The sequence below is a fragment of the Paenibacillus cookii genome, from assembly GCF_018333375.1.
Lineage (GTDB): Bacteria > Bacillota > Bacilli > Paenibacillales > Paenibacillaceae > Paenibacillus_AQ > Paenibacillus_AQ cookii.
In genome coordinates this window covers 212933-220699 of record NZ_BORW01000005.1, presented here as the reverse complement: position 1 = coordinate 220699, position 7767 = coordinate 212933, and the positions used below count along the sequence as shown (strand labels likewise).

At 59.9% G+C, this 7767-nt stretch carries 4 protein-coding genes; all 4 read right to left on the bottom strand.

Going from position 1 to position 7767, the window contains the following annotated elements; translation table 11 throughout:
* Positions 1-206: 206 nt before the first annotated feature.
* The 4 genes from KI367_RS07850 to KI367_RS07835 all read right to left on the bottom strand — a co-directional run bounded on the left by KI367_RS07850 (position 207) and on the right by KI367_RS07835 (position 7747).
* The gene (locus tag KI367_RS07850) at positions 207-1031 is read right to left on the bottom strand and encodes a M15 family metallopeptidase (RefSeq protein WP_373316214.1); all 825 of its coding nucleotides are present in this window, start codon (positions 1029-1031) and stop codon (positions 207-209) included.
* 169 nt (positions 1032-1200) lie between these two features.
* Complete coding sequence (locus KI367_RS07845) at positions 1201-1932, bottom strand: hypothetical protein (protein WP_212948844.1); 732 nt, start codon at positions 1930-1932, stop codon at positions 1201-1203.
* A 41-nt stretch (positions 1933-1973) separates the two neighbouring features.
* Entirely contained in the window at positions 1974-5057 is a 3084-nt protein-coding gene (locus KI367_RS07840) for a DEAD/DEAH box helicase (protein WP_212948842.1), read from the bottom strand.
* Between the two features lie 239 nt (positions 5058-5296).
* Positions 5297-7747 (bottom strand): glycoside hydrolase family 31 protein, encoded by a 2451-nt coding sequence (locus KI367_RS07835; RefSeq protein WP_212948840.1) that lies wholly within the window; start codon positions 7745-7747, stop codon positions 5297-5299.
* Positions 7748-7767: the final 20 nt, after the last annotated feature.

Here is a 7767-nt window from a genome sequence, read left to right as displayed (position 1 = left end):
CAATTGAGCCTGAACATCTCAATTTTATCGGGATGGTCTTGTTGGTCAAACCCTCGTTCCCTCCACCCGCATAGCGGGTGGTTTTTTGTTTCGCACGCTTCGCGAGCTCAACTGGCTAAAGCCTAAACAAAAAAGGACGGATCAGGCTAACATGCCTGTCCGTCCTTTTCCTATATCCAAGAAAGCGATACCTTCCATCCTCTTGCCTACAGCTTGATATTCGCCTCGTCGAAATACTCCTCCAGCGTCAGGCCGCTTTTCGCCACGTCTTCCGCCAAGTCCACGCCGATGTAGCGGATATGCCACGGCTCGTACACATACCCCGTAATGTCCTCGCGGCCTTTAGGATACCGGATCACGAAGCCGTATTCCGGCGCATGCTCGGCAAGCCACTTGCCTTCCGGCGAGTCGCCGAACGTTTCCTCCAGCTCATTGTTGACGCTCGGGCTGGATACGTCGATCGTCAGGCCGGTCTGATGCTCGCTCGTTCCCGGCACCGCGCTTACGCGGGAAGCATATTCTTCGCCTTTGGTCCGTACGTTGTTTTCGTAAATGGATTTTTGCCGCTTGTACGAACGGTACCCCGAGACCGCCCGAAGCTCGATGCCGTCCTCTTTCGCGCCCGCAAACAGCTTTTCGAGGGCCTCGGCCGCCTCTTTGCGCATATGCCGTTTCTCGTGCGGCCCGTCGAAGGAAAACGGCACGTTCGGCTCCACAAGGTCGGACGGTTCGTATCCTTCCGGCAGGCTCCGCTGCTTGTTGACGATGACCGTCATCGCCTCCGGATTCGTGACCACTTCTTTTCCGTCCTCTTCCTTGATCGTCGCCTGCAGCGAGCTTTCGCTGCGTTTTTGCATGACGGGATCCGCCGGAACCTGATTTTCCTGTTCGCTGCTTCCCGCCCCTTTCAGGGCTTGTCCCTGCTCGCTGCCGGAACCGCCGGTCTTCTCGCAGCCGCTCAGCACGGCGGTCGGAAGCACAAGTGCGGTTACCAGCAGGCACGTCCATAATCCCTTTTTCCATGTTTGCATGCTCATGTCCATTCTCCTAACTCTGCCTCGCCAGTCATTTATGTCCATTGTACTTGATTCTTGGGGTTGCGGCAAAACAAGTCGAATTTTGGGAACAAGCGCATCGCGCATGGATCGTCGCGGGGCCGTTCGTCAACACCGAAAGCAGACTGCGGAACCCGTCAGCGGGTCATGGAGCCGGATTGTTTAATTTGTCCGCGCGTTCCCGCGCTTTATCGGCTGCATCGGACGCGATTTGACGAATGATCTGCTTCACGTTTTTCACCCGGGGCAGGAGCGCCGCCCAATCGTCGACTTCGAATTCGTCAACCGGCTCCGTCCGCAATGAAACAGCCACGTCGCGAAACCCCGCTCCCGGCTCATGCAGTTTCCCCTGCTCCGCAGCCTCGGCCAGCCATTCTCCCGCCAGCGGACCGCCTTTTCCTTTCTCCTCAAGCTTGCCCAAGGCATCGCCGTCCGAGGATTCGGCGGCCGGAGGCACCCGCTCGGCCCAATCCCGGAAGACGGCGTTCAGCAGCCGGTCCCTCGGCAGCCCCAGCAGCGCCAAACGGAGCAGCGGCTCCGCCCGGAACTTTCGCTCCGCTTCTTCCAAGACCAGCCGGATATGATCGCAGCCATCCTGCCCGCATGCGCATGTCGCCCGATCCAAATCCGGCACATACCGCGACATGACGTCCTCCTCGAGCCATAAAGGCATTTTCCCTTTCAGCAAAGCATGCAGTTCAAGCGGATGTCCGGCAAGCTCCCTAAGAATGTCCGCGGTTTCCTCCGCGGCAAAAGGAGCTGCCGGTATATGGGCCTCCCAGGGCGCACCTTGCCTGTTCTCCTTGGCCGGCGCCGCTGTGGCATGAATCCAGCCGGGGACAATGCTCAGCTCGAACGTATCCATGTTATTGGTCACCCGTACCCCTCCCGGTCTGCTGTGTTCTTACTTCTTGAAGGCTACATCCAATCTTCTCCCTGAAGCGTAATCAGTTCCCTGAGCTCGCTGTCGGACATTTCGGTCAGCCACGTTTCCCCGGAGCCGACGACCTGCTCGGATAACGCCTTTTTATGTTCGATCAGCTCGTCGATCCGCTCTTCCAGCGTTCCTTGACAGATCAGCTTGTGGACCTGGACGTTTTTCTGCTGGCCGATGCGGAATACGCGGTCCGTCGCCTGGTTCTCCACCGCCGGGTTCCACCACCGGTCGTAATGCAGCACATGGTTCGCCCGGGTCAGGTTCAAGCCGACGCCCCCCGCTTTCAGCGAAAGCACGAAAAACGGCGAACCCTTCCCGTTCTGGAACGCGCTGACCATCTGGTCCCGTTCCTGCTTGGAGACGCCCCCGTGCAAAAAGAACGGTTTGACGCCGTACCGCTGCTCCAGGCGCGCCACGATCAGATGCCCCATCGCCACGTATTGCGTAAAAATCAAAGCGGCTTCCCCCGATTCCTGAATCTGGTCAAGCAGCTCGCAGAGCCGCTCCATTTTGCCGGAGGATTCGCCCTTGGACCCTTTTTCTTCCCTGCCGAGCAGCTGCGGCGAATCGCAAATCTGCTTCAGCTTGGTCAGCGAGGACAACACGAGTCCTTTGCGGGCAATGCCGGTTTCGTTCCCGATTTGCTCCATCACCTGCTCGACGACGGCCTGGTACATGGCACCCTGAACCGGCGTGAGCGCGCAATACGACTTGATTTCCAGCTTCTCCGGCAAATCCTTGCGAATATCCGGGTCGCTTTTGAGGCGCCGCAGCATAAAGGGAGCGACCAGCTTATGAAGCTCCTGCAGTTTCTCCGTCCCTGCATCGCTGGCCGTATAACGCTGCCGGAACGATGTCGCGGTGCCAAGGTATCCCGGATTCAAAAAGTGAAAAATCGACCACAGCTCGCCCAGGCGGTTCTCCACCGGCGTTCCCGTCATCGCGATGCGGTGGGGGGCCGACAGCTTCATCACGCTCTGCGCCTGTTTGGTGCGGTGGTTTTTAATGTATTGGGCTTCATCCAACACGACGGACGTCCAGGCCATGGCGGCCAGGTCTGCTCCGTCCCTTCCCGCCAAGTGGTACGTGGTCAGCACCAGGTCGTGTTTGCCGGCTTCCTGCAAAAACTGTTCGCCGTGCAGCCGGCGGTTGCCGTGGTGGATATACAGGTTCAAATCCGGGGCGAACCGCTGCAGCTCGCGCTGCCAGTTGCCGAGCAGCGACGTCGGGCATACGATCAGGACCGGATTCATGCCCTTCCGGTGCTGTTCCAGCAAGCAGGTAATGACCTGAATCGTTTTGCCCAGACCCATGTCATCCGACAGGCAGACGCCGAAGCCCATGTCCCTCATGGCGGACAGCCATTGAAATCCCCGCTCCTGATACGGGCGCAGCACGCCGTGCAGCGATGCCGGCACCGGTCTGGCCGGCACTTTGCGCGGGCCGTCTTCGCCCAGCAGCGACTCAAGGTACCCTGCCGTTTCAAGCCCGAGCACCGGAATGCCTTTCCAGAACCGCTCCCCGCCTTCTTCCGCCGATAAATGAAGCCATTCCGAAAGGTCCATTTCGCCTTCGTCATGTTTTTTCAAATAGCGGAGAACCTGGCGGATTTCCTTCAAATCCAGCTCGATCCATTCCCCGCGGAACTTGACGTAAGGCAAGGAAGCTTCGGCCAGCTCGGCCAGCTCCTCGCTTGACAGCGTTAGCCCGTCAAGCGCCGCCTCCACGCGGAAGGAGACCAGCTGCTCCATGCCGACCACGGGGAGGCCCGGTTTATGGTCGTCGGTTTGCATTTTTAAGGACAACCCGACCCGCCGCCGGCCCTTCCGGCTCCATTTGGACGGCATCTGCACGGCCATTCCCGCCTTGTTCAGCCGCGGAACCGAATGCCTTACGAACGCCACCATTTCTTCGCTCGACAGCTCCAGCCCCTGGGGCGCAGGCACGGTAAGCGCCGCTGCGATTTCAGGGGAGAATTCGGCTGCTTCCCCCAGCAGGGTCAGCATTTGCTCCTGCACGTTTATATAGGTTTTCCCGCGCCGCTCAATGTCGCGTTCCTTGTATCCCCAGATCGCCGCGGCCGGCAGCCAGGCGCCGAATTCGTCCTGAAATTCCGCCCAAAAGGTAACCTTCCAGCGCTCCTGCTCCTCCGTATGGTTCGGAGCGAGGCGAAATCCGAGCCGCAGCCGGCCGGATCGGGAACGCTCCTCGTCCTGCGGGCCTTCGGGAACCGAAGTAAACCCCGCGGCCGCCACGTCCTCGGCCAAACCCGCGATTTCTTCCGTCGTTCCCTGAACGGAAATCGTCCGGCTCGCCGTCAGCAGGCTGTTCCACCAAAGCTCGGCCAGCGGCGACGTTCCGCGCCGGTAGTCGGCCTGGTATCGCGACAGCTTGCCTTCCTGCGCCCGCACGATTTCCTGCACGCTGGCATGGATCATCGCGCTGAGAAACGAATGCAGCACCGCTGCCCCCGCCTCATGTTTCGTCATCGGCTCGCTCCCAAGAAGCGCGGGCACGCCAAGCCCGACCGGCGGCATGGCGCCGGCAAGCTGCCTGAAACGCTCCACGTCATGCGGCTCGCGCAGCCTTGGCTTCCAGCTGCCCGTCAGCGCAAGCACGCCCGCGCGCCGCCGGGTGCCTCCCGCGGATACCTCGGCCGTTCCCGGCGCGATTTGGCCGCGAAGCAGCAGCTCCAGCGCAAAACGCGCAGCCTTGGCCCAATAGCCCATCTCCGCTCCCGGCCGAAGGCCGAGGCGCGAGCAGGCGGCTTCATCCAAAGCGAGCAGCATGTGAAAGGCATCGGCCGGCGAAAGGGCCAGCCCCTCCAGCGTTCTGCCCATCAGCTGCCGCTTTTCGCCGCGCCGGGCCGTTCGCTGGCCGGCGGACGGCGAAGGGTACCGAAGCTCCGCCAGCCGGAGAACCGCCTGCTTAAACGGCTTCGACCCGTCCGGAAGCTGGAGCGATTTGACGACCTTGCTCCACGCGTCTACCTTCGGTTCGGACATTTCTCCCGAAAAACAAAAAAACACGTCTCCTAGCCATACGCCATATAGCGGTTGATTCATGGTTGTCTCCTGTCGTTTCCGTGATTAAACATAATATCTTCATCTTATACGAAAACCTCCGAATTTAAAAACCTCAATCGTTATTTTTCGGCGCGTGACGAAGTTTTGTTTGGGAGCGGCGGCGCGGCGGGGCCCTGCCTCTGCAAACGGCTTCGAACGCGAAAGGGAAACGGTCTTGCATAAAAAAACCAAGCCTGTTCTCCCCGGGATTCCGGTTCAAAACAGGCTTGGCTCATGCGTTAGTTTGCGGCTGTGATCATCCAGCTTGCTCCGGACGGCCGGTCCGCCGCCTGGATGATCAGGCTGCCTTCTCCGTCCACATGCCAGCCTTCGGCTCCTTCGCCGAGCTGCTCGGCCGTAATGGCAGGCAGCCCCTGCACCCCGCTCGGAGCGAATTCCGGACGGCAAAGCTTAAACCGCAGCAGGCTCCGGTTCGCCTCGTATTGTCGATGCGCATAGGCATACGACAGCTTGAGGCCTCCCTCTTGGCCTTCAAGGCGCACATTCAAACGGGAGTAGGTTTGGTCGCGGTAATCGTAGGTGGCGCCGTCATCCTCGTAAAGGCTGTACTCCGCCTGGAATCCGCTTAGGGCTTCCGCGCCGTAGATATGGAACGTCAGGTTCCCGTCCGTCTGGTCGTCCGCATGCTGCGCAAGCGCGCCCTCGGGCACGATCGCCCCGGATTTGACGTACATCGGCATCGTATCCAGCGGGCAGGCGGCCAGAATATGCCGTCCCCCTTCGAGCTTTTCGCCCGTCCAATAATCGAACCATCGGCCTTCCGGCAAATAAACGGCGCGGTGATCCGTATCGGGGCGATAAACCGGCGCGATGAGCACGGCATCGCCGAGCAGGAATTGGTCGCACAGGTTCGTCACGTTCGGGTCATCCGGATATTCCAGCACAAGCGGGCGGATCACCGGCAGGCCTGTGGCCGCCGCTTCCTGGAACAGGTTGTAGATATGCGGCAGCCAGCGGTAGCGAAGACCGATGTACTTCCGGATGATCTCCTCCGTCTCCGCACCGAACGCCCAAGGCTCCTGACGCAGCGTATCGATTGCGGAATGGTTGCGGAAATACGGGAAAAACGCGCCCATCTGCGTCCACCGCACAAGCAGCTGTCCCGACGTATGGTGGGCAAAGCCGCCGATATCGGGACCGGCGAAAGGCAAACCCGACAAGCCCATGTTCAGCACCATCGGCATCGCCAGCGCCATATGCTCCCAGAAGCTGCGGTTGTCTCCCGTCCATACCGCCGCATAACGCTGAATGCCGGCATACCCCGCGCGGGTGAGGACGAACGGGCGGCGGTTGTCCAGCTGCCGCTTCAGCCCCTCCGCCGTCGCCTTGGACATCAGCAGCCCGTAAAGGTTATGCAGCTCCTCATGCGTCTTCAAATCGCCGTTGTTACGGTGGATGACGTCCAGGTCCATCGTTTTGCTTTCATTGAACACGGCCGGTTCGTTCATATCGTTCCAAATGCCTTCGATTCCGTTCTCCGTGTAAAAGGAATGGAGATCCCCCCACCACTTCGACGTCCGGTCATCGGTGAAATCCGGGAACGCGCTTGTTCCGGGCCATACCTCGTCGAAATAAATGTCGCCTTCGAGCTTGGTGCAAAAATGCCCCTGCTGCACGCCTTCCCTGTACACGCCGTATTTCGGATCCTTTTTGACGCCCGGATCGACGATCGGCACGATGCGGATGCCCATGCCGCGCAGCTCCCTGATCATCGCTTCCGGATCGGGGAAACGCAGCGGATCGAACGTAAACACCCGGTACCCGTCCATATAATGGATATCCAAATAAATGACGTCGCACGGTATGTTTTTTTCGCGGAAGGTGCGCGCGAGCTCCAATACTTCCTCCTGATCCATGTAGCTGTAACGGGATTGATGGTACCCGAGCGCCCATTTCGGCGGCAGCTCGATGCGTCCGGTCAGCGCCGTATAGCGCGTGACCACGTCCTTCACCGACGGCCCCGCGATGAAGTAGAGATCATAATCCCCGGTGCTGCAGCCCATCGTAAACGCATCGGCATGCGTTCTCATATCCACCTCGGTCCGGCCCGGGTTATCCAAAAAGAGGCCGCAGCTCGTTCCCCCGGCCATGTGGATCACGAACGGGATCGATTGGTACAGCGCCTCGATTTCCGGCACATGGGGCGCATAGACGTCGGTGTTCCAGTTCGTGTAACGCTCGCCGCGTTTGTCGAGGAAGCTGGATTTCTCCCCGAGGCCGTAAAAATGCGAATCCTGCGGCATGTCATATACCGCGTGCACGCCGCTCCGCGGTTGGCACACAAGGCGGGTCTGCCGGCAGAGAACCTTCCCTTCCTTGTCGCGGACCGTGAACGCAAACGTGGGTTTGTCGATTTCAAGCGCGATCAGGGAAGTACGAAGGATCACCCGGTCGCCGGTTTCCTCCAGCCCGATCCCGCTTTCGCTTTTTTGCCTGAACGCCGGGTCGATCGCCACCGTCGACGACAAGTCCGGTTCTCCCTGCCAAAAAAATTTGATCCGGAATATTCCGTCCGCCGGGAACAACACCGCCGCTCCGCCGCGTTCGGCCCGCAAAACAAACGTATCCCCGCGCCGCTCCACCCTTTGGAACGCGCCCAAGTATCTCCCTGTTTCCGTATGACCCGCCTCCGTGTATTTGTCCGGGCGGATTGCTTCGCTTCCTTCCATGTCTCTCGCTCCTTCTTCTT

Bases quoted from the DNA above. Each gene is read 5' to 3' on its own strand.
- KI367_RS07850 (WP_373316214.1), bottom strand. From the start codon at position 1,031: ATGCAAACATGGAAAAAGGGATTATGGACGTGCCTGCTGGTAACCGCA.
- KI367_RS07840 (WP_212948842.1), bottom strand. From the start codon at position 5,057: ATGAATCAACCGCTATATGGCGTATGGCTAGGAGACGTGTTTTTTTGT.
- KI367_RS07835 (WP_212948840.1), bottom strand. From the start codon at position 7,747: ATGGAAGGAAGCGAAGCAATCCGCCCGGACAAATACACGGAGGCGGGT.